Annotated in this window: 21 protein-coding genes and 1 riboswitch; of the genes, 10 read left to right on the top strand and 11 right to left on the bottom strand. The window is 62.6% G+C overall.

Annotation, left to right across the window (positions count from 1 at the left end):
• Positions 1-79 precede the first annotated feature (79 nt).
• The 7 genes from gltA to FHS81_RS02505 all read left to right on the top strand — a co-directional run bounded on the left by gltA (position 80) and on the right by FHS81_RS02505 (position 7,301).
• Positions 80-1,372 (top strand): citrate synthase, encoded by a 1,293-nt coding sequence (gene gltA / locus FHS81_RS02535; RefSeq protein ID WP_183750438.1) that lies wholly within the window; start codon positions 80-82, stop codon positions 1,370-1,372.
• 439 nt (positions 1,373-1,811) lie between these two features.
• A complete protein-coding gene (locus FHS81_RS02530) occupies positions 1,812-2,729 on the top strand; it encodes an ABC transporter permease subunit (RefSeq protein WP_183750437.1) in 918 nt (305 codons plus the stop codon).
• Positions 2,730-2,743: 14 nt separating this feature from the next.
• Positions 2,744-4,156 (top strand): high-affinity branched-chain amino acid ABC transporter permease LivM, encoded by a 1,413-nt coding sequence (livM, locus tag FHS81_RS02525; protein ID WP_183750436.1) that lies wholly within the window; start codon positions 2,744-2,746, stop codon positions 4,154-4,156.
• Positions 4,156-5,019, top strand: a complete 864-nt coding sequence (locus tag FHS81_RS02520; protein ID WP_183750435.1) for an ABC transporter ATP-binding protein — start codon at positions 4,156-4,158, stop codon at positions 5,017-5,019. Before livM ends, FHS81_RS02520 begins: the two co-directional genes overlap by 1 nt.
• Complete coding sequence (locus tag FHS81_RS02515; protein WP_183750434.1) at positions 5,016-5,768, top strand: ABC transporter ATP-binding protein; 753 nt, start codon at positions 5,016-5,018, stop codon at positions 5,766-5,768. The genes FHS81_RS02520 and FHS81_RS02515 overlap by 4 nt, the downstream gene beginning before the upstream one ends.
• A 2-nt stretch (positions 5,769-5,770) precedes the next feature.
• Positions 5,771-6,139 carry a DUF6867 family protein gene (locus tag FHS81_RS02510; protein ID WP_183750433.1) on the top strand — a complete coding sequence of 123 codons (369 nt, stop codon included), beginning with the start codon at positions 5,771-5,773 and terminating at the stop codon, positions 6,137-6,139.
• Between the two features lie 19 nt (positions 6,140-6,158).
• Positions 6,159-7,301: a branched-chain amino acid ABC transporter substrate-binding protein gene (locus FHS81_RS02505; RefSeq protein WP_183750432.1), complete on the top strand. Its 1,143-nt coding sequence runs from the start codon at positions 6,159-6,161 to the stop codon at positions 7,299-7,301.
• A 59-nt stretch (positions 7,302-7,360) separates the two neighbouring features.
• Here FHS81_RS02505 and FHS81_RS02500 read toward each other — a convergent pair whose 3' ends face one another.
• Positions 7,361-8,089: a cytochrome c biogenesis CcdA family protein gene (locus FHS81_RS02500; RefSeq protein WP_183750431.1), complete on the bottom strand. Its 729-nt coding sequence runs from the start codon at positions 8,087-8,089 to the stop codon at positions 7,361-7,363.
• A 106-nt stretch (positions 8,090-8,195) separates the two neighbouring features.
• On the opposite strand from FHS81_RS02500, the gene FHS81_RS02495 reads away from it, so the two are divergent.
• On the top strand, positions 8,196-9,233 hold the full coding sequence (locus FHS81_RS02495) for a P1 family peptidase (RefSeq protein WP_183750430.1): 1,038 nt from the start codon (positions 8,196-8,198) through the stop codon (positions 9,231-9,233).
• A gap of 264 nt (positions 9,234-9,497) precedes the next feature.
• Positions 9,498-11,114 (top strand): methyl-accepting chemotaxis protein, encoded by a 1,617-nt coding sequence (locus tag FHS81_RS02490; protein WP_210281499.1) that lies wholly within the window; start codon positions 9,498-9,500, stop codon positions 11,112-11,114.
• A gap of 4 nt (positions 11,115-11,118) precedes the next feature.
• On the opposite strand, the gene FHS81_RS02485 is transcribed toward FHS81_RS02490, so the two are convergent.
• The 10 genes from FHS81_RS02485 to FHS81_RS02440 form a co-directional block, all read right to left on the bottom strand.
• On the bottom strand, positions 11,119-11,766 hold the full coding sequence (locus FHS81_RS02485; RefSeq protein ID WP_183750428.1) for a thiamine phosphate synthase: 648 nt from the start codon (positions 11,764-11,766) through the stop codon (positions 11,119-11,121).
• Positions 11,763-12,548, bottom strand: coding sequence for a thiazole synthase (thiG, locus tag FHS81_RS02480; RefSeq protein WP_183750427.1), 786 nt, complete (start codon positions 12,546-12,548; stop codon positions 11,763-11,765). Before thiG ends, FHS81_RS02485 begins: the two co-directional genes overlap by 4 nt.
• 3 nt (positions 12,549-12,551) lie before the next feature.
• Positions 12,552-12,764 carry a sulfur carrier protein ThiS gene (gene thiS / locus FHS81_RS02475; protein ID WP_183750426.1) on the bottom strand — a complete coding sequence of 71 codons (213 nt, stop codon included), beginning with the start codon at positions 12,762-12,764 and terminating at the stop codon, positions 12,552-12,554.
• Between the two features lie 21 nt (positions 12,765-12,785).
• Complete coding sequence (thiO, locus tag FHS81_RS02470; RefSeq protein WP_210281498.1) at positions 12,786-13,910, bottom strand: glycine oxidase ThiO; 1,125 nt, start codon at positions 13,908-13,910, stop codon at positions 12,786-12,788.
• Positions 13,900-13,997, bottom strand: a riboswitch (TPP riboswitch). (Overlaps the previous gene by 11 nt.)
• 68 nt (positions 13,998-14,065) lie before the next feature.
• Complete coding sequence (scpB, locus tag FHS81_RS02465) at positions 14,066-14,719, bottom strand: SMC-Scp complex subunit ScpB (RefSeq protein WP_210281497.1); 654 nt, start codon at positions 14,717-14,719, stop codon at positions 14,066-14,068.
• Positions 14,700-15,518: a segregation and condensation protein A gene (locus tag FHS81_RS02460; protein WP_183750764.1), complete on the bottom strand. Its 819-nt coding sequence runs from the start codon at positions 15,516-15,518 to the stop codon at positions 14,700-14,702. The genes scpB and FHS81_RS02460 overlap by 20 nt, the downstream gene beginning before the upstream one ends.
• Positions 15,519-15,587: 69 nt before the next feature.
• On the bottom strand, positions 15,588-16,619 hold the full coding sequence (nagZ, locus tag FHS81_RS02455) for a beta-N-acetylhexosaminidase (protein ID WP_183750424.1): 1,032 nt from the start codon (positions 16,617-16,619) through the stop codon (positions 15,588-15,590).
• Positions 16,620-16,704: 85 nt separating this feature from the next.
• Positions 16,705-18,423, bottom strand: a complete 1,719-nt coding sequence (locus tag FHS81_RS02450) for an SPOR domain-containing protein (protein WP_183750423.1) — start codon at positions 18,421-18,423, stop codon at positions 16,705-16,707.
• A 129-nt stretch (positions 18,424-18,552) separates the two neighbouring features.
• Positions 18,553-20,316 carry an arginine--tRNA ligase gene (gene argS / locus FHS81_RS02445; RefSeq protein WP_183750422.1) on the bottom strand — a complete coding sequence of 588 codons (1,764 nt, stop codon included), beginning with the start codon at positions 20,314-20,316 and terminating at the stop codon, positions 18,553-18,555.
• A gap of 227 nt (positions 20,317-20,543) precedes the next feature.
• A complete protein-coding gene (locus FHS81_RS02440) occupies positions 20,544-21,806 on the bottom strand; it encodes a deoxyguanosinetriphosphate triphosphohydrolase (RefSeq protein WP_183750421.1) in 1,263 nt (420 codons plus the stop codon).
• A gap of 123 nt (positions 21,807-21,929) precedes the next feature.
• Between FHS81_RS02440 and erpA the strand changes: the two genes are divergently transcribed.
• Positions 21,930-22,283, top strand: coding sequence for an iron-sulfur cluster insertion protein ErpA (gene erpA, locus FHS81_RS02435; protein WP_183750420.1), 354 nt, complete (start codon positions 21,930-21,932; stop codon positions 22,281-22,283).
• Positions 22,284-22,355 lie beyond the last annotated feature (72 nt).

Raw genomic sequence — 22,355 nt, 5'->3', positions numbered from 1 at the left:
GATTGTCGCGGATTTTTTATGGTCATTCCATTCCCGGCTGTGCGGCTTTCGCCAGATCACTCAGCAAAGGGATTCATCCATGAGCGTGAAGACGAGCACGTTGACGATCGACGACAAGACGATCGAACTGCCTGTTAAGGATGGCACGATCGGCCCCAGCGTCGTCGACATCACACCTCTGTATAAGCATACGGGAAAGTTTACTTACGACCCCGGCTTCACCTCCACAGCAAGCTGTGAATCGCAGATCACCTATATCGATGGCGATGAGGGCGTGCTGCTTTACCGCGGCTATCCCATCGAGCAGCTTGCCGAGCACGGTGACTTCCTCGAAACATGCTATCTGCTGCTCTACGGCGAACTGCCGACGGCGGCGGAGAAGCAGGACTTCGACCTTCGCGTAACCCGTCATACGATGGTGCACGAGCAGATGAACCGTTTCTTCAACGGTTTCCGCCGCGACGCCCATCCGATGGCGGTGCTGGTCGCATCCGTGGGCGCGCTTTCGGCGTTCTACCACGACTCGACCGACATCTCCGACCCGCAGCAGCGTCTCATCGCCTCGATCCGGATGGTCGCGAAGATCCCGACGCTGGCTGCCATGGCGTTCAAGTACTCGATCGGCCAGCCGTTCGTGTACCCCAAGAACTCGCTCGACTACACCTCGAACTTCCTTCACATGTCGTTCTCGGTTCCGTGCGAGGAATACGTGCCGAACCCGGTTTTGTCGCGTGCACTGGACCGCATCTTCATCCTGCATGCGGACCACGAGCAGAACGCTTCCACCTCCACGGTGCGTCTGGCGGGCTCTTCGGGCGCCAACCCGTTCGCGTGCATCGCGGCCGGCGTTGCCTGCCTCTGGGGTCCGGCTCACGGCGGCGCCAACGAGGCGGCGCTGCGCATGCTGGAAGAGATCGGCTCGGTCGATCGTATTCCGCAGTACATCGCCAAGGCCAAGGACAAGAACGATCCGTTCCGTCTGATGGGCTTCGGCCACCGGGTCTACAAGAACTACGACCCGCGCGCCAAGATCATGCAGCGCACCACCCATGAGGTGCTGAGCGAACTTGGCATCAAGGACGACCCGCTGCTCGACGTCGCTCTCGAACTGGAGCGGATTGCTCTCAGTGACGAGTATTTCGTCGAGAAGAAGCTGTATCCGAACATCGATTTTTACTCGGGAATCACGCTCAAGGCGCTTGGCTTCCCCACGACGATGTTCACCGTGCTGTTCGCGCTTGCGCGCACCGTCGGCTGGATCGCCCAGTGGAAGGAAATGATCGAGGACCCGTCCCAGAAGATCGGTCGTCCGCGTCAGCTCTACACGGGCTTTGCGGAGCGCGACTACGTTCCGTTGGGTCAGCGTTCCTGATAGACGCATTGTCACCGTTGACGGGGTTTCCCGGATCAGCGGAACGACGAAACATTATCATGGCTGCGGCGCTCTGTGCCGCAGCCATTTTTTTATGCGCTTGCGTCCAATACGAGGTGAGCGTGCCCGTTTTTCGCGCGATGACCGCTGCGTAGGCACTGGACAAGCCGCTCGATTTCGATTGCTATGGCAACAGGCACCTGAGGGGACAATGCGGAAAAACAACGCGCAATCATAAGTGCCTGTGACGAATCGAAGAGCCGGACTCTGCCGGCGAATCAGAAATGCAATCTGCCGCTCCGACGCGGTGATCTTCCTGGCCTGACGCGGCGTCGTTTCGCTGTGGGCCAGACAGACACGCGTCGACGAGAGGAGACGCGCGCCCGCACCACAACGGGCCAGCGATGCCGGATGGGGAAGAACGGGGGATGTTTCATTCATGGAAGTTTTCGCGCAACAGCTCATCAACGGGCTGACACTCGGCTCCATCTATGGCCTGATCGCCATTGGCTACACCATGGTATTTGGCATCATCGGCATGGTGAACTTTGCCCATGGCGACGTGTTCATGGTTTCCGCCTTCATCGCGATGATCTTTTTCCTGCTGCTGACGACATGGCTCGGCATCGCCTCCATTGCGCTGGCGTTGCTGCTGGTGCTTGTGCTGGCAATGCTAATGACCGCCCTCTGGGGGTGGACGCTTGAGCGCCTCGCCTATCGTCCACTGAGAGGTTCGTTCCGGCTGGCGCCGATGATTTCCGCCATCGGCGTTGCGATCTTTCTGGCGAATTTCGTGCAGGTGTCGCAGGGCGCGCGCAACAAAGCCGTGCCGCCGATCGTGACCGATGTGATCGTGCTGTTCGAACGTAACGGCTATGCCGTTGCCTTATCCTACAAGCAGATCATCATCATGTCCGTCACCGCGGTTTTGCTGACGGCCTTCTGGTTCGTGGTGACACGGACATCTCTTGGCCGGGCCCAGCGGGCATGCGAGCAGGATCGCAAGATGGCGGCGCTGCTCGGCATTGACGTGGACCGCACCATCTCCCTGACCTTCGTGCTGGGCGCGGCGCTCGCCGCGGTCGCGGGGACGATGTTCTTCCTGTATTACGGCGTGGTCGGCTTTACGGATGGGTTCATCCCCGGCGTCAAGGCGTTTACGGCGGCGGTGCTCGGCGGCATCGGCTCGCTGCCCGGCGCGGTTCTGGGCGGGCTCATCATCGGGCTGGTCGAAACGTTCTGGTCGGCTTATTTCTCCATCGAATATAAGGATGTCGCCGCGTTCTCCATCCTCGCCATCGTTCTCATCTTCATGCCGTCGGGTATTCTCGGCAGGCCTGAAGTGGAAAAAGTCTGAGGCGGGAGGCGGATATGACCAGCATCCCGACTTTCCCCGCCCGGCCTGCCGGAACCAACCAGCCTGCCCCGCCTCCCCTGCTGCTGCATGCGCTGCGCGAATCGGCGCTGGCGGCGCTGGTCATGCTGGGGTTGTCCATTCCGATCCTGCTGTTCCGCACCGATCAGAGTGCGGGTCAGCAACTCATGCTCACGCCGCGAATCGGGCTGGTGGCGACGATGTGCGCCATTATTTTCGCGGTGCGCTTCGTGGTTTGCCTCTACGTGGCGCGGCGGCAAAGCCAGCGGGCGGCGCGCCAGGCCGCCGGGGTCAGCGCGCCGCAAAGCAAGCTGGCGCATTATGTCGTCAGCGTGGGCGTGCCGCTTTTTCTGGGCATCGCGGTGACTTATCCGCTGATCAGCAGCATGCTGGCGGGCGGATTGAACGGCGCGCGCTACTGGATCGATCTTGGCATCCTCATCCTGACTTACGTGATGCTGGGCTGGGGCCTGAACATCGTTGTCGGGCTGGCGGGCTTGCTCGACCTCGGCTACGTGGCGTTCTATGCGGTTGGCGCCTACACTTACGCGCTGCTGTCCACCACCTACGGGCTGTCGTTCTGGATCTGCCTGCCGCTCGCGGGGGTGCTGGCGGCGTTCTGGGGTATCCTGCTCGGGTTTCCGGTGCTCAGGCTGCGGGGCGATTATCTCGCCATCGTTACGTTGGCCTTCGGTGAGATTATCCGGCTCGTGCTCATCAACTGGGTCGAGCTGACCAACGGCGGCGCGGGCATTTCGTCCATTCCACGCGCGACGTTCTTCGGTGTTCCGTTCGAGCGCGGGGAAAACGGTTTTGCGGCGATGTTCGGGCTGCAATTCAGCGCCATGCACCGAATCGTGTTCCTGTATTACCTCATTCTGGTGCTGGCGCTCATCACCAATGCGGTAACCATGCGGCTGCGGCGGCTGCCCGTCGGCAGAGCCTGGGAAGCGCTGCGTGAGGATGAAATCGCCTGCCGGTCGCTCGGCATCAACACGCGCAACACCAAGCTGACGGCATTTTCCATCGGCGCGGGCTTCGGCGGGCTTGCGGGGGCGTTCTTCGCCGTGCGACAGGGGTTTGTGAGCCCGGAAAGCTTCAACTTTCTGGAATCGGCCATCATCCTTTCGGTTGTGGTGCTGGGCGGTATGGGCTCGCAATTTGGCGTGGCCATAGCGGCGGTCGTGATGGTCGGCGGGCCGGAGATGTTGCGCCATCTGGCGTTCACCAAGGCGATATTCGGGCCGGAGTTCGACCCTAATGAGTATCGCCTGCTGATTTTCGGCTTGGCTATGGTTGTGATGATGGTATGGCGTCCCCGGGGGTTGATCTCCCACCGCAATCCTTCGATCGCGTTGAAGGAGCGCAAGGCAATATCGGGATCGCTGGTCAAGGAGGGGCACGGATAATGCGCTGGGAGAAAGATCCCATCCTTCACGTGGAGCATCTGAAGATGCGCTTCGGCGGGCTTGTCGCGGTGAACGACCTGTCGTTCAAGGTCGGCAGGGGCGACATCACGGCGCTCATCGGGCCGAACGGCGCAGGCAAAACCACCGTGTTCAACTGCATCACCGGGTTCTACAAGCCCAGCGAGGGCATGCTGACGCTGCGGCACAAAGCTGGCGACAGGGCCGGCAGCGACGACGGCAGCTTTCTGCTGGAGCGCCTGCCCGGTCACCGGATCTCGCAGGATGCGCGCGTGGCCCGAACCTTCCAGAACATCCGGCTGTTTTCCGGCATGACGGTGCTCGAAAACCTGCTGGTGGCGCAGCACAACACGCTGATGCAGGCGTCGGGTTTCACCATAGCGGGATTGTTCGGGCTGCCGTCCTTCCGCGCGGCGGAGCGCGAAGCCGTGGACAAAGCCCGTCACTGGCTGGAGAAGATCAACCTCATCGAGCGGGCCGACGACCCAGCCGGCGACCTTCCCTATGGTGACCAGCGGCGTCTGGAGATTGCCCGGGCGATGTGCACCGACCCCGTGCTGCTGTGTCTGGACGAACCGGCGGCTGGCCTCAACCCGCGTGAGAGCCAGGAGTTGAACAACCTGCTGCTCTCCGTGCGGAACGATCACAATACCGCCGTGCTGCTGATCGAGCACGACATGTCCGTTGTGATGCAGATTTCCGATCATGTCATCGTGCTGGATTACGGCACCAAAATCGCCGACGGCACGCCGGAGGAGATCCGCAACGACCAGCGCGTGATCGCCGCCTATCTCGGCGTGGACGACGACGAGGTCGAGGAAGTGGAAGCGGAGGTGCGGGCATGAGCGCCGCTGTGCAAAATCCCGAAGCGGCAGGCCAGCCGCTGCTGTCCGTGCGGGGCGTCAAGACCTACTACGGCAACATCATCGCGCTCAAGGGCATCGACATCGACGTGAACGAAGGCGAGATCGTCACGCTGATCGGGGCCAACGGTGCGGGCAAGTCCACGCTGATGATGACGATCTTCGGCAACCCGCGGGCGCGCGAAGGCACCATCACCTATGCGGGCCGGGACATCACCCGCTTGCCGACCCACGAGATCGCACGGCTCAACATCGCGCAGTCGCCGGAGGGGCGGCGGATTTTTCCGCGCATGACGGTGTACGAAAACCTTCAGATGGGTGCGGCGATCAACAAGTTCGCGTGGTTCGAGCAGGATCTGGAACGGGTCACCACCATGTTCCCGCGCCTCAAGGAAAGGCTTCATCAGCGTGGGGGCACGCTTTCCGGCGGCGAGCAGCAGATGCTGGCCATCGCCAGGGCGCTGATGAGCCGTCCAAAGCTGCTGCTGCTCGATGAACCGTCGCTGGGCCTTGCGCCACTGGTGGTGAAGCAGATCTTCGACGTGATCCGCGAACTCAACACCAAAGACGGCATGACCATCTTCCTCGTGGAGCAGAACGCCTATCACGCGCTCAAGCTGGCGCACCGCGCTTATGTGATGGTGACGGGCGCGATCACGCTTTCGGGCACCGGGCGGGAGCTGCTGGAAGATCCGCAGGTGCAGGCGGCTTATCTGGAAGGCGGGAGGTGAGCATGCAGGGCGTTCTTCAAGGCGTTCTCTATGAAGAGCCATCGATCTGGCTTTTCCTGCTTGTCACCATCGTCATGGGCGGCGGTGCGGCATGGATGACCGGGCGGGCGCTGGCAATCACCTGGGCGCCCGTGTGGCAGGGCATCATTTACTTTCTGCTGCTGGCGGCGGCGGTGCGTTTCATTCACTTCGCCCTGTTTCAGGGCTCGCTGCTGTCGCTGCATTATTATCTGGTCGATGCGCTATTTGTGATCGTCATCGGGCTGGCGGGGTTTCGCTTCACGCGCGCGCGGCAGATGACGACGCAATACTCGTGGCTTTACACCCGCTCAGGGCCGTTCACCTGGCGAGACAAGCCACGATCCTCATAAAAAACAAAGGGGAACCACAATGAAAAAGTCGATTGTTGGAACACTGGCGCTGGGGTTAGGGCTTGGAATGGGGTTTGGATTTGCCCTCTCCTCCCCCGCCCTCGCGCAGGTGAAGGTGGGAATAGGCGCGCCGCTGACCGGCCCCAATGCGGCCATCGGCGATCAGTTCAAGCACGGCGCGGAGCAGGCCATCGCGGATTTGAACGAAGCCGGCGGCATTCTGGGTGAGAAAATCGAGATCAGCCTGGGCGATGACGTGTCGGACCCGAAGCAGGGCGTATCGGTGGCGAACAAGTTCGCCGGCGAAGGCGTGTCGTTCGTCATCGGCCACTATAACTCCGGCGTCTCGATCCCGGCCTCGGAGACCTATGAGGAATCCGGCATCCTGCAAATCTCGCCCGGCTCCACCAACCCGGTCTATACCGAGCGCGGACTGTGGAACACCTTCCGCACCTGCGGGCGCGACGATCAGCAGGGCGCGGTCGCGGGGGCGTATCTGTCGAAGCACTTCAAGGACAAGAACATCGCCGTCATCCACGACAAGACGCCCTACGGAAAAGGGCTGGCGGATGAAACCGTAAAGGCCCTTGAAGCCAGCGGCATCAAGCCGGTGATCTACGAAGGCGTCAACACCGGCGAGAAGGATTATTCCGCTCTCGTGTCCAAGCTGAAAGCGGCGAATGTCGATGCCATCTATTTCGGCGGCCTCTACACTGAAGCTGGCCTGATCAGCCGGCAGGCACGCGATCAGGGTCTGACTGCCCCGCTGATGAGCGGCGACGGTATCGCGTCCTATGAATATGCCGCCATCGCCGGCCCCGGCGCGGCCGGCACGCTGATGACCTTCAGCCCCGATCCGCGCAAGAACCCGGCGGCAAAGGACGTGGTCGAGAAATTCAAGGCCAAGAACTACGACCCCGAAACCTACACCCTCTACAGCTACGCTGCGGTGCAGGTGCTGGCACAGGCGGCTGAAGCGGCCCAGTCTCTGGAACCGGAAAAGGTGGCCGAGACCATCCGCTCCGGCAAAACCTTCAACACCGTCATCGGTGAGTTGTCGTTCGACGAGAAGGGTGACGTGACCCGTCCGGATTACGTTGTCTATGAATGGCGCGCCGCGCCGGATGGCACCGTCGGCTACACCGGCAACGAAATCGAGTAAGGGAGCAGTTTCCCGGCATCAACAATCCCCGGTATCTCATACCGGGGATTTTTTATGGTTCAGCCGATCTGGCCCAACGCCGGAAACGTCTCCAGCAGCCAGAACGAGAAGCGGTTGATGCTGCCGGTGAGGAAGGCAATGCCCGTCAGCACCAGCAGCCCGCCCATCACCTTTTCCACCAGCGAGAATTTCGAGCGCATCCGGCGGATCAGCGCCACCAGCGGCTTCATCGCAAACGCGGTGATAACGAACGGGATACCAAGCCCGAGCGAGTAGACGGCCAGCAGGCTCGCGCCGCGCGTGACGCTGTCCTCGGATCCGGCCACAGCGAGAATCGCCGCCAGAATCGGGCCGATGCAGGGCGTCCAGCCAAAGGCGAAGGCGAGCCCCATCACGTAAGCACCCCACAACCCGGTCGGCTTGTCCACCTGCACCCTGGCCTCGCGGTACAGGAACCCGAGCCGGAAAACGCCGAGGAAGTGCAGGCCCATCACGATGATGGCGATGCCGGCCAGCGTGCCGAGCAGATCAAGATACTGGCGAACGACCTGCCCGAGCGCCGACGCCGTCGCGCCGAGGGCGATGAAAACCGTGGAGAACCCGGCGACGAACAGCAGCGACGCAAAGAACGCCCGCCGCGTGACGGCTGCGTCAGTGCGTGCGGACAGATTGTCCAGCGTGGTGCCTGTCAGAAACGTGACGTAGGGCGGCACCAGCGGCAGCACGCATGGGCTGAGGAAGCTGAGAAGACCGGCCAGAGCTGCCGCCGGATAAGTCACATCGATCATGTCTGCGTTGTAGCCTTGCGCATCACTCCGGGGCAATATGCCACGATGGTTTATTGCGGGCAGATGTCGCCCCACAGGAACGTGACACAGAAGGCGGAGAGAAGAAATGGCCGATACCGGACACAATCTCATCATCGACGTTCCGGGGTTGCGCGTTGGCAATGCCGATGACGCGTCCGCCGCAACAGGCGTTACCGTCGTGGTATTCGACGAACCGGCTGTCGCATCGCTCGCCATCATGGGCGGCGGGCCGGGTGTGCGCGACACCGCCCTGCTGGAGCCCGAGATGACCGTGCAGACGGTGGATGCCATCGTGCTGTCCGGCGGTTCCGCTTTCGGACTCGACGCGGCTGGCGGCGCGATGAGCGCGCTCGCCCGGCACGGACGCGGCTTCGAGGTTGGGTCGGCGCGCGTGCCGATCGTGCCGCAGGCCGTGCTGTTCGATCTTATCAACGGCGGCAGCAAACCCTGGGCGGCGGGCGATGGCATTCCGCCCTATCGCGCGCTGGCGGAAGCGGCGGTGGAGAACGCCCTCGCCGCACAAGGGGCTTTCCCCCTCGGCACCCACGGCGCAGGCTTCGGCGCCACAACCGTCAACCTCAAAGGTGGATTAGGTTCAGCCAGCGCCCGCACGCCGGAGGGGCACTGGGTCGGTGCTCTCGTCGCGGTCAATGCCGTGGGATCGGCGGTTATCGGCGACGGACCGCATTTCTGGGCTGCACCCTATGAAAGGGATGGCGAGTTCGGCGGCCTTGGCTTGCCTGCGTCGATTCCTGCAAAAGCGCTGATTCCGCGTTTTAAAGGCGGCCCGAACGAGAACACCACCATCGCCATCGTCGCAACGGATGCGGCGCTGACAAAAGCCCAGGCCAAGAGGCTGGCGCTGGCGGCGCATGACGGCATGGCCCGCGCGCTGCGCCCCGCCCATGCCCTGCTGGATGGAGACCTGATATTCGCCGCATCCACCGGACGTCGGCCGCTCGGCCCCTCGCCTTATGAACTGTCCACGCTGGGGCTGGCGGCGGCAGATGTCCTCGCAAGGGCGATTGCCCGCGGCATCCATACAGCAACTGCCCTTCCATATGCGGGATCACTGCCTGGATGGCAGGCGATTTTTAATACAAATAATTTAAAAAATATATAGATGAAACACAACCAAGTTTCCGGCTGTTTATAATTATATATTTCAATAATATATATAATTATATTTGCGTATAAAGCAATATTTATAATAAAATTGCAATAACATGTACAGACATAAGATATTTATGTTTATTTTTTTGTCTTATTATTTTGGTATACAAGCGTATATTCAAGTGAATAATGACTAATAATTAACCGGATTACGAATATGTCTATCAGGCTAAAGATATTATCCTTCATAGCGATACCTCTTATCTTTATGCTGATGGCATCTTCAATATCCGTCTATATTGCGACTGAACAAAACATAAAAGCTGACGCGGCGACCAATATTCTGCGCCGCGTCAGCTACGTCGAACGCCTCAACCGCCTGATTGCAACAAACGTGATGGAATCACGGGGGCTTTATCGGTCCCCGACAATCGATATTGGCCGTCCCTATGCGAATGCCATCAAGAGTTCGCTGGACGACATGGATGCATTACTGGTTCAGTGGAAAGAAACAATACCCGATCAGGATCCTGAAGAGTTCGATCGACTGCTCCAGCAATTTGGCGAGTTCAAGAAATTCCGTCTGGAGCTTGTCGAAGCCGGCCTCACCTTAGGCCCCGCCGAGGCCGACAGACTCGGCAATAACGCTGCGACACGTGAAAACCGGGCGAATTTCCAAAATCAGGTGGACGCGATCATCAAGGAAAGCGCTGCCGAGGAGGCGAGACTATCGGCAGAGCTGAATGATTTGTCCGCATGGGCTTTCAACACGCTCATTCTGACGGCCCTTATCAGTGTCGTCATCAGCTTCCTCATTGCCTGGATTTTGAGCCTTGTGCAGATCAGCCGCCCGCTGAAAAACCTCTCGGTGCAGCTGGACCGTGTCGGCAGGGGAGATTACGCAATTGCCTTCCCCGCAAAGCCCGGTCGTGATGAAATCGGCGATATCTGGCGGACGTTGAAGCTCGTCGTGCAATCCTTGCAGGAGAACGAGGGCATCAAGCAGGCACAGGCGGAAACGGAAAAGCAGGCCTCCGCAGAACGACGCGCCATGCGGGCCGAGCTGGCGACTTCTTTTGAAAACAGTGTCATGGGTGTTGTGGATGCGCTGTCCGGCGCGGCGCACACGCTTGAGCAAAGCGCCGTGCGGCTTGAAAAGCTGTCCGAACGATCTGACCAGCAAGCCGGTGGCATCGCCGCAGCGTCCGAACAGACGACGACAAATGTCCAGACCGTGGCCGCAGCGGCAGAGGAACTGTCCGGGTCGATCCGCGAGATCGGCTCGCAGGTGACCAGAGCAGCCGACGTGGCCGGCGAGGCGCTAGAGCAGGCCCACGCGACGACATCAACCGTCAGCGGGCTGGCAACACGCGCGCAGCGGATCGGCGAGGCCGTCAGCCTCATCAGCGACATCGCCGCCCAGACGAACCTGCTGGCCCTGAACGCCACCATTGAAGCGGCCCGCGCCGGCGAGGCAGGGCGCGGATTTGCGGTCGTCGCCAGCGAGGTCAAAAGCCTCGCGGAGCAGACAGGCAAGGCCACGACCGAAATTTCGACCCAGATCGGCGACATCCAGACCGCGACGGACGATGTCGTCAGCGCCATCGGCGCCATTTCGGCGGTTATCGATCAGTTGAACAGCATTTCTACGTCCATCGCCTCCGCGGTGGAGGAACAGGGAGCGGCGACGGCTGAAATCGCCCGCAACGTCTCTCAGGCAGCGGCAGGCACCAGCGAGGTTTCGCACAACATCGTTTCAACGCGCGAAACAGTGTCGCAAACCAAGTCTGCGTCCGGGGACATCCTCGAAGCAGCAGAGAATTTGGCTGCGCAGTCAGACTCCCTGCGCCGACACGTCAACGACTTCGTCGGGAAGTTGCGGACGGTGTAACGCATCACAGGCCGCGAGCGACCTGCATCCGCGCTAGCAGCGGTGCAATCACGGTTTCCGGCGCGGGGGAACGCATCACTGCTCCCATCACCGCCACGCCGCTGGCTCCGGCCGCAAGACAGGCGGCAACAGATTCCTCCTCGACACCGCCGATTGGCAGCACCGGAACCTGTGAAACGCCAACGATTGCCGCCAGTCCCGCCGCACCCAAGGCAGGTCCGTAACCGGGTTTGCTGGCAGTCGGGAAAACCGGCCCGGCGATAATGTAATCAACATCGGCAGGATCGATTAATGCCGCCTGCGCCGGTGCATGGACGGATTGGCCGATAAGCGCATCCGGCCCTAGCAGTTGCCGCGCCGCCGCCGAATCCCCCGTTTCCGGCAGATGCACGCCGTGCGCTCCGGCCATCAAAGCAATATCCGCCGCACCATGCACTGTGACCGTGGCACCAAAAGCTGCAGCGCGGCGCACGAGATCGCGCGCCAGCGTCACCTGCTCATCCACGGGCAAATCCTTCTCCCGCAAACTGATCCAGCGGCAACCGGCTGCAAAAGCGGCGCCCGCCACCTCTCCGATAGCCGCTGCACCGCCGGCAAGCTGATGCCGGTCGGTGATGACAAGCAGCGCGGGTTGCGGCAGGGGGCGGCTCACGCTTCGATCAAGCCAAGCTGAGGGCTGGATGCCTCGGCGTTTCGGCGCTTCGGTATGCGCCCGGCGAGATAGGCCAGCCGGCCACCTTCCACGGCGTGCTTCATGGCCGCCGCCATACTGACCGGATCGTTAGCCCGGGATACCGCCGTGTTAAGCAACACCGCCGAGCACCCCAGTTCCATGGCAAGCGCGGCATCCGAAGCCGTGCCAATGCCAGCGTCCAGCACCACAGGAACGGAGCTGCGCGACGCGATCATCTCGATCATATGCGGATTGGAAATGCCAAGGCCTGAACCGATGGGCGACCCCAGCGGCATCACGGCAGATGCACCGGCATCGGCGAGTTTACGGCAGGCGATGGGATCGTCAGTGCAATACGGCAGCACCACGAACCCCCGATTGACCAGTTCCGTGGTGGCGCGCAGCAACTCTTCCGTGTCCGGATAGAGCAATTCGCGGTCGCCGATGACTTCAACCTTGATCCAGTTGGTGCCCAGCGCCTCGCGGGCGAGTTCAGCCGTCAGCACGGCGTCATGCGCGGTCTGGCATCCGGCTGTGTTGGGCAGGAAATGGATTCTGTCATCCAGCACATCGACGAGCGTCTCCGCCGCGCCGGAGAGGTCGATGCGGCGGATAGACGCCGTTGCCATCTCGGTGCCGCTGGCTTTAACCGCGTTCAGCATGGTTTTCTGACTAGGATAACCAGCCGTGCCGAGAAACAGTCGCGACCGAAAAGTGCGCCCTGCGATCACCAGCGGATCATGAATTTGGTTCTGCGTCATGGCTCAACCGCCTTGCCTTGCATGCACGATTTCGATGCGGTCATCCGCGTCGAGGGGTGTCTCCGTCCAGCGCGCCCGGGGCAACACCACGCCGTTCAGCGCCACGGCGACGCCTTTGGTATCAACGTCGATATCATGGCGCGCCAGCAATGCGGCGACTGTCTTGTCGGACAACAGTTCAGGCTGGCCATTCACCCGCACTTCAACCTGGGTCACTTTATCTCTCTCCCCTAATGATTATTTAAACCGGCCGAATGCATATGGTTCCGCTAGCGGATCACGGGCACCTTCCAGAATGAGGCGCGATACGATGTCCGCCGTCACCGGCGTTTGCAGGATGCCGTTGCGGTGGTGTCCCGTGGCATACACCAGTCCCTCGACAGGCCCCTCGCCCAGAATGGGCGCGTCGTCACGGCTGCCCGGGCGGAAGCCGGTCCAGGTTTCGATGAGCGGCAGTTCTTCGATGCCCGGCAGCGCGCGCCACGCGTTCTGCAGCAGCGACAACACGCCGCCTGCCGTGATACTACCGTCGAAGCCACGCTCCTCGGCAGTCGCGCCGACGATGAGCCGCCCATCAACCCGCGGCACCAGATAGATGCCAGCCGCCCAGACCACATGTCGCAGCAGCGGCGCGTCCGCCGGCATACTAAGCGCCAGCATCTGCCCCTTGACGGGACGCACCGGCGGCCGGGTTTCCTGCGTCAGCCCGCCGATGCTGCGCGACCATGCACCCGCCGCCAGCACAACGACGGACGCAGGATGAAACGCGCCCCCAGCCTCGATGCCGGTGATGCGGCCATCAGCGACCACAATTTTATCGACAGGCGTATGCTCGTGAACGACCGCCCCGGCACGCGGCGCGGCGACGCGCAGAGCAGCCGCGAGTTTTCGATTGTCTACCTGATGATCCTGCGGGCTCCAGATGGCGCCGGTGGCGTTGGCGAGAAAAGGCTCGCGTGCGCGCACCTCGGCAGGCGACAGCCACTCCACCGGCAGATCGGCCTTTTCCTGCAACGCCAGATGATGGCGCAACTTGCCCTGCTCGTCGGCGTTGAGCGCAACGTGGAGCGTGCCCTCCTCGCGCAGATCCACGGCGATACCGGAGGCACTTTCAAGTTCAGCGGCGAAAGTTGGCCACAACTGCTGGCTGCGGCGATTGAGCGACAAAAGCCACTCCTCGCCCGGCTCCAGCTCCGTGCAGGCGGCGAGCATACCGGCAGCGGCATGGCTGGCCCCCTGCCCGGCCTCGGCTTTGTCGAATACCACAACAGGCCGGCCGGCCCGCGCCAATAGCCACGCCAGCGACAGGCCGATAACGCCGGCACCCACGATGATAACGGATTCAGATACGCGCGTGTTCAACGGCTCCTCCCTACGCTGGCATGATCCAGACAGGTTCGATGGGTATGGTCTCAGCCGCGCGGTTGCGCGGCACCCCAGTGCCTACGGCTGCAACATCGTCTTTTTCGCCGGCTTACGCAAGCACCGCCGAACAGATCAGCCTTGCGCACAGTTCATCACGCGCTTTCGTCAAGAGCGTCCTCGTCGGCGTCCAACGCGTCATCGTCGCGGGGCGCGGGAATAGCAAAGCCGCGAGGCAGGCGGCCATCCAGAAAGCCTGCGCCCTTCAGATCGTCAAGACCCGGCAGATCCTCAATAGATTCAAGGCCGAAATGCGACAAAAAGCCCGGCGTCGTGCCGTAGGTCACGGGCCGGCCGGGGGCACGGCGGCGGCCGCGCAGGCGAATCCAGCCCGCCTCCAGCAGCGTGTCGAGCGTGCCGCGCGAGGTGGCGACGCCGCGCACCTCCTCGATTTCCGACCGCGTAACCGGCTGATGATAGGCGACGATGGCCAGCACCTCCATCGCGGCGCGCGAGAGCTTGCGCTGCTCTTCCCGCTCGCGCACCAGCGTTGGGGCCAAGTCCGGCGCAGTGCGAAACGCCCAGCCACCCGCAACCTGCACCAACACCACGCCGCGCAAGGCATAATGCGCCTTCAAACCGGCCAGTATCACCGGCAGGTCAGCGCCGGAAGGCACACGTGCGGCCAGATCGGCCTCCGCCACCGGCTCACGCGATGCGAACAGAATGGCCTCGACGACACGGGCCGCGCGCGCATGGACATCGCCTTCCATCAGATCGCCCTTTCCATCAGGCAACCTCGGGGACATCGCGCGCATCATCCCGCTCCACCCGGCGACGCAACATCAAGGGCGCAAAGGGTGCTTCCTGACGGATATCGATGCGCCCCTCGCGCACCATTTCCAGCATGGCCGAAAGCGCCGAGGCGCGCACCGTCGCAACCATCTCCGGGGTCGCCATGTAGGCCGCGAGATAGGCATCCAGCGGGCACCAGTCTGCCGCGTCGCCGATGAGCCGATGAAGCGCCTCGCGCGCCTCGGCGAGCGACCACACGGCGCGTTGCGCCAACGTGACGCGGGCATTCGCCATGCGCTGGCGATTATCCGAATAGGCCGACAGCAATTCGTAGAGTGTGGCGTCCCATTTGGGGCGGCGAATCACGGCCATTTCTTCCGGCGCGCCGCGTGCCATTACATCGCGCCCGAGGCGGGGCCGCTCCGCGAGCCTAGCGGCGGCGCGGCGAATGGCTTCAAGCCGTTGCAGGCGAAGTGTCAGCACCGTGGCAAGGTCACCGACATCAGGCTCGGAAGAGGTTGGCGGCGTGGGTAACAGCAGGCGTGACTTGAGATAGGCCAGCCATGCGGCCATCACCAGATAATCGGCAGCCAGCTCAAGCCGCAGTTTGCGCGCTTCTTCGATGAAGGTCAGATATTGCTCGACAAGCGCCAGAATGGAAATCTGCGCCAAATCGACTTTCTGCCGGCGCGCCAGCTCCAGCAAAAGATCGAGCGGCCCCTCGAAGCCGTTGACATCGACAATCAACGCGGGATCGGAATCTCTGTCATCCCGAGAATGTCGGTCGCCCTGAAAACCGGCGCCGTCCCGCAGCGCGGTTTCAAAATCGTCATCGTCAGGGCGCGGAACGGCTATCTCCACAACTCTCTTCCTCAGGAATCATCAGATCCAAGAGTTGGGGACACTATCCGGATTCGCAAGCGCTGTTTCAAGCCGCGCCCAGGCTTCCACAGGATCGAACGGCTCCGGCGTGTGGCGAATGCGCGCTAAAGCCGCCCGCGAGCGTCGTGCTGCATCCTGCGTGAGGTCGCCGACCGCATCGGAAAGGGCGGCCATCTCCGCGAAATCGCCGTTGCAATGCAGGGCAATGTCGCACCCCGCCGACAGCGCCGCCACGCCGCGTTCGGGGATGGAGCCGGCCAGTGCCTGCATCGATAGGTCGTCGCTGAACAGGAGGCCATCGAAACCGATATCATCCCGGATCGTGTCCGCGATCACCGTTGGTGAGACGGTCGCAGGGCGTGCGGGGTCGAGCGCCGTAAAAACGACATGCGCGCTCATGGCTGCGGGCATATCCGCCAGCGCCCGGAATGGCACGAAATCGTGCCCGGCCAGCTCCGCCAGCGGGACATCCACCACTGGCAGCGCCAGATGACTATCGGCGTTGGCGCGGCCATGGCCGGGGATATGCTTGATGACAGGCAGGACGCCGCCTGCGATATAGCCTTCCGCCACCGCCCGCCCAAGAACGGCGACAAGAGCGGGGTCGGCGTGATAGGCGCGGTTGCCAATGACATCGTTGGCCCCCGGCACAGGCACATCCAGAACCGGCGCACAGTTCACATCGATGCCGACATCGCGCAGATCATGCGCGATAAGCCGCGCTCCCAGCCACGCCAGCGCACGGCGCAGAAGCGGATCGTGCGGCGCCAGCCCTCCATAGATCGCGCCAGCCGGATAGGAGCGCCAGTGCGGCGGCCCCATGCGTTGCACACGCCCGCCTTCCTGATCGATGAGGATAGGCGCATCGCGCCCCACGGCCTCACGCAGAGCGCCGGTGAGGCGGCGCACATCATCGGGTGTGCCGATGTTGCGCTTGAAAAGGATAAACCCCCACGGGTCCGCATCCCGAAACAGGGAACGCTCGGCTGGCGTCAGTTGCTGACCGGCGCACCCCAGAACGATCGCTTTCATGACATCGCCTTCGGGCTGCGCCCGCTTATTCAAAAACCGTCTGCCGGTCAGATAACGTTATCCGACCGGCGAAATTCGGCGTGCATCAGTTCCGGGCGACGAAGCACTGTCCGCCAGCCGCCTGAATGCGCACGCACAGGGCCGTGGCTGCATCGCGGGACGGGAACGCCCCCACGCGCAGGCGGTAGATGGTTCTGCCACCGGATTCAGCGCGGATGATGTTGGGCGAGTAGCCAGCCAGATCGCCATACCGGCGCTGGAGGTTGGCAAACAGGGTGCGCGCCTCGTTCTCGCTGCCGGGGGCTGCAAGCTGCACCGTGAATGCGCCTGATGCGGCCGGTGCTGCGGCTTGCGGAGCGGCCGGCGCCTGCGCGACCTGCGCGCCGGAGGACGGCGTCAGCGCCATCGGACCGAGCTGCATGGGCGCACGGGTTGCAGGCCTGTTCACCGCCGCCGGACGCGGTACCGGCGCGACGTTCGGCGTCACAGCAGGCGCTTGAGGCTCGTCGACTGGCGTCGTCGCCGGTGACGACACTGAAGGCGTGGTGCCGGACGCCAGTTGCTCGATGGTCGGGGCCGTGGGAGCGACGGGAGCCTGCGGCGCGCCATTAGACGGCAGGATGCTGCCATCCGGCCGCACGGAAACCGTGCGCACGCGGCGCGGTTCACCAAGCGCGGCGATAGCCGGGCTTGTCGGTTCCGGCGCTTCCGGCAACACGACATCCGCAGCATCAACGTTCGGCGCGGTCGTGGTTTCGGTCTGCACACCAGCCGCGCGATCCTGAATTGCCCGCGCCTCGGCTGCCGCATTCTGCTGCGCGATCATCTGGTTGATATCGACTGGTTGCTCGCGATCATCGACCACCACAGCGCCCTCGCCGGTGGGCGCCTGATTGGTGTGCTCGTAAATCGCCCGGTTGGTGTTGGGCACCTCGGCCCCGCCGGGCGTCTCAGGCTCCACCTTGACGGGCTCGCTATCGGCGGAAAACACGGGTGGCTCACCGTTGACGGTTTCACCGCCACCGGACAGGAACAACCCCGCAACCACCAGCGCGCCAACGCCCAGCGCCGCAGCGGCGATGATTACCTTCCGGCGGCGGGCCGGGCGATCATCATACGGCGCCTCATCTTCGGCATAGCCGCCATCTGCGGCGTAACCGTCACCGGCATAACCGTAAGCGTCGTATCCGCCGCCCTGATATCCAGCGTCTTGTGCAGCCCCGCCGGCCACCTGCGGGTCGTAACCGGCTTGCGAACCGTAGCCAGGATGCGCCGGTGCGTGGGCATCAGCCGAAGCAGCGAACCCTGCGGAGCCCGCGGCTGCCAAGCGGTATGGATCCTGCGCATAGTAATCCGCCTGCGGGCCAAGAGAGGCCTCATCCAGCGAACGCGAAAATTCCTGCAGCGCTTCTTCGGAATATTGCGGCTGTGCCTCCGCCTGTTGCGCCCCTTGCGGCACGGCAGGGCTGCGCAGCCATTCCGGCACGCCTTGGGCCACGTCCTGCGCGGGGTACTGCGTGGACGCCGGGGGCTGTGCGCCCTGCGGCTGCCCACGTCCCGGCGCACCATGCCCGAAGGCACGTTCTATTTCGTTCATCCAGTCTTGCTGACCGGCGGGCGCACCGCCGCGGGGAGCGGCTGTATCCTGCCCCGCCGGGGGCACGGCTGCGCCCTGACCGACGATACGGGCAAGCTCGGCCAGCGGATCGTTGCCGAGGGTGCTGCCGGAAGAAGCCGGCTGCCAACGCTGCTCCTCGAGATCGTCTCTATCACGCATGACCTGGGCTCTGCTCTTGTAACTCATGGGGCGCAGTCCGATTTTTCAGGCAAGCCAGAGCCCCTTGAAGTAACGGGCAAATTCCAGGCAAGCACATCACCATCGCGCTGGAGAGAACCCGCAACTGACCAGACCACAGTGTCAAACCGGTTACTCTCAACGCATCTCGTCGGGCGCGGCGACTCCGAGGACGTGCAATCCAGATGACAGGACCGACCGAACAGCCTCGACAAGTGCCAACCTCGCCAATGTCGACTCTCTGTCAGTTTGATTAACAAACCGTAATTGCGGTGAATCCTTCCCGCGATTCCAGAGGCCGTGGAACGCCGCCGCCAACTCGTAGAGATAGAATGCAACCCTGTGTGGCTCGTAAGCGAGCGCTCCCGCCTCCACGACGCGCGGATATTGCGACACCAGCTTCAGGATACCGATTTCAGCTTCATCAGCCAACACAACATGCCGCGCACCGGCAAGCGCCGCAGCATCGGTCGCCAGATCCGGCAGCAACTCCCGCGCCTGGCGGAAAATCGACGCGCAGCGCGCATGGGCATATTGCACGTAGAAAACCGGGTTGTCCTTGGATTGCTCCACAACCTTGGCCAGATCGAACTCCAGCGTGGCGTCGTTCTTGCGATAGAGCATCATGAAGCGCACGGCATCGCGGCCGACTTCGTCGATCACCTCACGCAGTGTCACGAAGCTGCCGGAGCGCTTGGACATCTTCACCGGCTCGCCGTCGCGCATCAGCTTCACGAGCTGGGCGAGCAGCGCCGTCACTTTCACATCGTCGCCGCCAATGGCGCGCCCAACGGCCTCAAGCCGCTTGACATAGCCGCCGTGATCGGCCCCCAGAACGTAGATAAGCTCACGGAACCCGCGCCCATACTTGTCGCGCAGGTAAGCCACGTCGGCGGCGAAATATGTGTAACTGCCATCAGACTTGACTAGCGGGCGGTCTATGTCATCGCCAACATCGGTTGCACGGAACAGAAGCTGCTCGCGGTCCTCCCAGTCTTCCGGCAACTGGCCCTTCGGCGGCGGCAGGCGGCCGGTGTAGACGAACCCGCGCGCCTCCAGTTCCTTAATGGTCAAGGTGATGGCGCTATTTTCGCAGTCCTCGTGCAGTTTGCGCTCGGAAAAGAACACATCGTGCTTCACGCCAAGCGCGGCGAGGTCATCACGGATCATCTCCATCATCGCCTCAATGGCGATATCACGCACCTGCGGCAGCCAGTCGCCTTCCGGCAGGTCGATCAACGCCGGGCCGAAGCGGCGCGCCAGCTCGACACCCACCGGCACGAGATAATTGCCCGGATAAAGCCCTTCGGGAATCGCGCCAATGTCCGCACCCAACGCCTCGCGGTAGCGCAGATAGGCGGACCGGGCCAGCACATCGACCTGCGCCCCGGCATCGTTGATGTAGTATTCACGCGTGACGCTGAGGCCGGCAAAATCCAGCAGCCGCGCCAGCGCATCGCCGAACACCGCGCCGCGACCGTGGCCGACATGCATCGGCCCCGTGGGGTTGGCGGAAACATATTCCACGTTCACAGGCCGCTCTGGCCGGGGGGCGCCGCGCCCGAAACCTTCCGCATCCGCAAGGACGGCAGCGAGAACGCGGTGGAAAACTTCCGTTTTCAGCCGCAGATTGATAAATCCCGGCCCCGCGACTTCGGCCTCTGCCACACCTTCCACGCCGCGAAGCGCGCCGACGATCAGCTCCGCCAGCGCGCGCGGGTTGGTGCCTGCCGGCTTGGCCAGCACCATGGCGGCATTGGTGGCGAGGTCACCGTGAGCGGGATCGCGCGGAGGCTCCACCACCACGCGCGACAGATCCAGCCCCTCGGGCAGACGCCCTTCAGCGATCAGTTGCGCAATAACGTCGAGAAGCCGCTGGTGGTAGATGCTGAAGATATTCATGATGCCATTTTGATTGGAAAGTGCCACGGAGCACAGTTTTGGGAGCGCCATTTTGACGGAATCAAAACATGCTCCGAGTTGTATAGTCCACCGCAAATACGCGTCGATTAGGGCAGGCACAGCCGAATGCGGCAGCTTTCGGAAACCGAAGCGCGGCTGATCGCAGCCAATGCGCATCGGAAACACGGAAAATCGCCATAGGCCAGCACTGCCCAGCCTCAACGCGCCTAGCGCAATTCGGGCGTATCGTCAAATAACCGCCGATGCGCGTCGAGCGCGTAGCTGTCCGTCATGCCTGCGATGTAATCGGCCACGCGCCGACGCAGGCGCGCTTCGTCCTTGACGTCCAGATCCTCCCGCCACTCCTCCGGCAGAAGGCGCGGATCGCCGGTGAACCGCTCGAACAGGTCCGCCACCACGCGGTCGGCGCCGGCACGCACATGCATCACGCGCGGATGGCGATACATATATGTAAAGAGGAAGCCCTTGATATCGCGATCAGCCTGCGCAATCGCGGGCGAAAACGCCACCACGGCATCGCTGGCGTCGCGAATGTCCTGCGCACTTTTCGGCCGCAACGCCGAGAGGCGCTTTTCGCTTTCCCGGATCACATCCTCGACGAAACGCGTGATGACACGGCGGATCAGCTCATGCGCGGCGCGGAACGCCTCCAGCCCCGGATGAAGCGCATAAACCTCGTCGATGAGCCCGGCGATAAACGGAATGGCGCGTAGATCGTCCAGCGTGAACAGCCCGGCGCGCAAACCGTCATCAATATCGGCAGCGTCATAGGCAATGTCATCCGCGATGGCGGCCACCTGCGCCTCCCCGCTGGCGAAGGTGGACAGTTCAAGGTTGTGCACGGCATCGTATTCGAGGATGGCGCCCGGGACACCGTGGGCCGCATAACGCCCGAACGGCGCGCCTGAGGCATCCGTCAGCGGGCCGTTGTGCTTCACCAGCCCTTCCAGCGTTTCCCATGTCAGGTTCAGCCCGTCGAAGCCCGCGTAGCGCCGTTCGAGACGCGTCACGATGCGCAGCGCCTGCGCGTTGTGATCGAAGCCGCCAAAGCCCTTCATGCAGGCATCGAGCGCATCCTCCCCCGTGTGGCCGAAGGGCGTATGACCGAGGTCATGAGCCAACGCCAGCGCCTCCGCCAGATCCTCGTCAAGACCAAGCGCACGAGCGAGCGAGCGGGCGATCTGCGATACCTCGATCGTATGCGTCAGGCGGGTGCGATAATGGTCGCCCTCATGATAGACGAAAACCTGCGTCTTGTGTTTCAGCCGACGGAACGCGGCCGAGTGGATCACCCTGTCGCGGTCTCGCTGGAAGCCTGATCGCGTGGGCGATGCGCCTTCATCATAGAGCCTGCCGCGGGATGCCACCGGGTCGCTTGCCCACGGCGCGCGCCAGCGCTCTCCCGATACCCGCCCCCGAAACACATCCAGCACGCCATCCACGAACACGCCGTTCCCCTTTGCCGTCATCGCAACCCAGCCATCCCTCGCCGCACACCCGAGCCCGTTTGCAAACCATTGCACCCAAGCAGTCCGCGCATTACCTTACACGAAGGGAAAAATCAGTTTATCGCAAATCAGGATTGCTGCACCATGACTGTCGCCAATGAAATCGCCGATTCCACCGTGCTGACGCTGACGGACAGCGCCGCACGGCGCATCAAGCGCGTGCTGGCGAAAGAGCCGGAAGGCGCGATGCTGCGCGTCAGCGTCGAGGGTGGCGGCTGCTCTGGCTTCCAGTATCTGTTTGACGTGACACGAAGCCGCAACGATGACGACCTTGTCATCGAGAAGGACGGCGCAGTCGTGCTGGTCGACTCGATCTCCCTGCCCTACATGGAAGGCTCGGTGCTGGATTTCGTCGACGATCTCATCGGCCAGTCATTCAAGATCAGCAACCCCCACGCCTCGGCGTCATGCGGCTGCGGCACGTCGTTTTCCATTTGATAGTATAAAGCGGTCCCCTGCGCTCCACAGCTTTGCTGCGGACCAACCTTGCGCACAGGCTGGCGCCAGATT

Origin of the sequence: Pseudochelatococcus contaminans (genome assembly GCF_014195635.1) — a bacterium.
Lineage (GTDB): Bacteria > Pseudomonadota > Alphaproteobacteria > Rhizobiales > Beijerinckiaceae > Pseudochelatococcus > Pseudochelatococcus contaminans.
The sequence above is the reverse complement of the archived record's forward strand: the minus strand, read 5'-3'. Positions and strand labels throughout refer to the sequence as shown.

Excerpts from the sequence above, each read along its gene's own strand:
- gltA (WP_183750438.1), top strand. The coding sequence starts at position 80 with ATGAGCGTGAAGACGAGCACGTTGACGATCGACGACAAGACGATCGAA.
- FHS81_RS02530 (WP_183750437.1), top strand. The coding sequence starts at position 1,812 with ATGGAAGTTTTCGCGCAACAGCTCATCAACGGGCTGACACTCGGCTCC.
- livM (WP_183750436.1), top strand. The coding sequence starts at position 2,744 with ATGACCAGCATCCCGACTTTCCCCGCCCGGCCTGCCGGAACCAACCAG.
- FHS81_RS02520 (WP_183750435.1), top strand. The coding sequence starts at position 4,156 with ATGCGCTGGGAGAAAGATCCCATCCTTCACGTGGAGCATCTGAAGATG.
- FHS81_RS02515 (WP_183750434.1), top strand. The coding sequence starts at position 5,016 with ATGAGCGCCGCTGTGCAAAATCCCGAAGCGGCAGGCCAGCCGCTGCTG.
- FHS81_RS02510 (WP_183750433.1), top strand. The coding sequence starts at position 5,771 with ATGCAGGGCGTTCTTCAAGGCGTTCTCTATGAAGAGCCATCGATCTGG.
- FHS81_RS02505 (WP_183750432.1), top strand. The coding sequence starts at position 6,159 with ATGAAAAAGTCGATTGTTGGAACACTGGCGCTGGGGTTAGGGCTTGGA.
- FHS81_RS02500 (WP_183750431.1), bottom strand. The coding sequence starts at position 8,089 with ATGATCGATGTGACTTATCCGGCGGCAGCTCTGGCCGGTCTTCTCAGC.
- FHS81_RS02495 (WP_183750430.1), top strand. The coding sequence starts at position 8,196 with ATGGCCGATACCGGACACAATCTCATCATCGACGTTCCGGGGTTGCGC.
- FHS81_RS02490 (WP_210281499.1), top strand. The coding sequence starts at position 9,498 with ATGGCATCTTCAATATCCGTCTATATTGCGACTGAACAAAACATAAAA.
- thiG (WP_183750427.1), bottom strand. The coding sequence starts at position 12,548 with ATGACGCAGAACCAAATTCATGATCCGCTGGTGATCGCAGGGCGCACT.
- scpB (WP_210281497.1), bottom strand. The coding sequence starts at position 14,719 with ATGTCCCCGAGGTTGCCTGATGGAAAGGGCGATCTGATGGAAGGCGAT.
- nagZ (WP_183750424.1), bottom strand. The coding sequence starts at position 16,619 with ATGAAAGCGATCGTTCTGGGGTGCGCCGGTCAGCAACTGACGCCAGCC.
- FHS81_RS02450 (WP_183750423.1), bottom strand. The coding sequence starts at position 18,423 with ATGAGTTACAAGAGCAGAGCCCAGGTCATGCGTGATAGAGACGATCTC.
- argS (WP_183750422.1), bottom strand. The coding sequence starts at position 20,316 with ATGAATATCTTCAGCATCTACCACCAGCGGCTTCTCGACGTTATTGCG.
- FHS81_RS02440 (WP_183750421.1), bottom strand. The coding sequence starts at position 21,806 with ATGACGGCAAAGGGGAACGGCGTGTTCGTGGATGGCGTGCTGGATGTG.
- erpA (WP_183750420.1), top strand. The coding sequence starts at position 21,930 with ATGACTGTCGCCAATGAAATCGCCGATTCCACCGTGCTGACGCTGACG.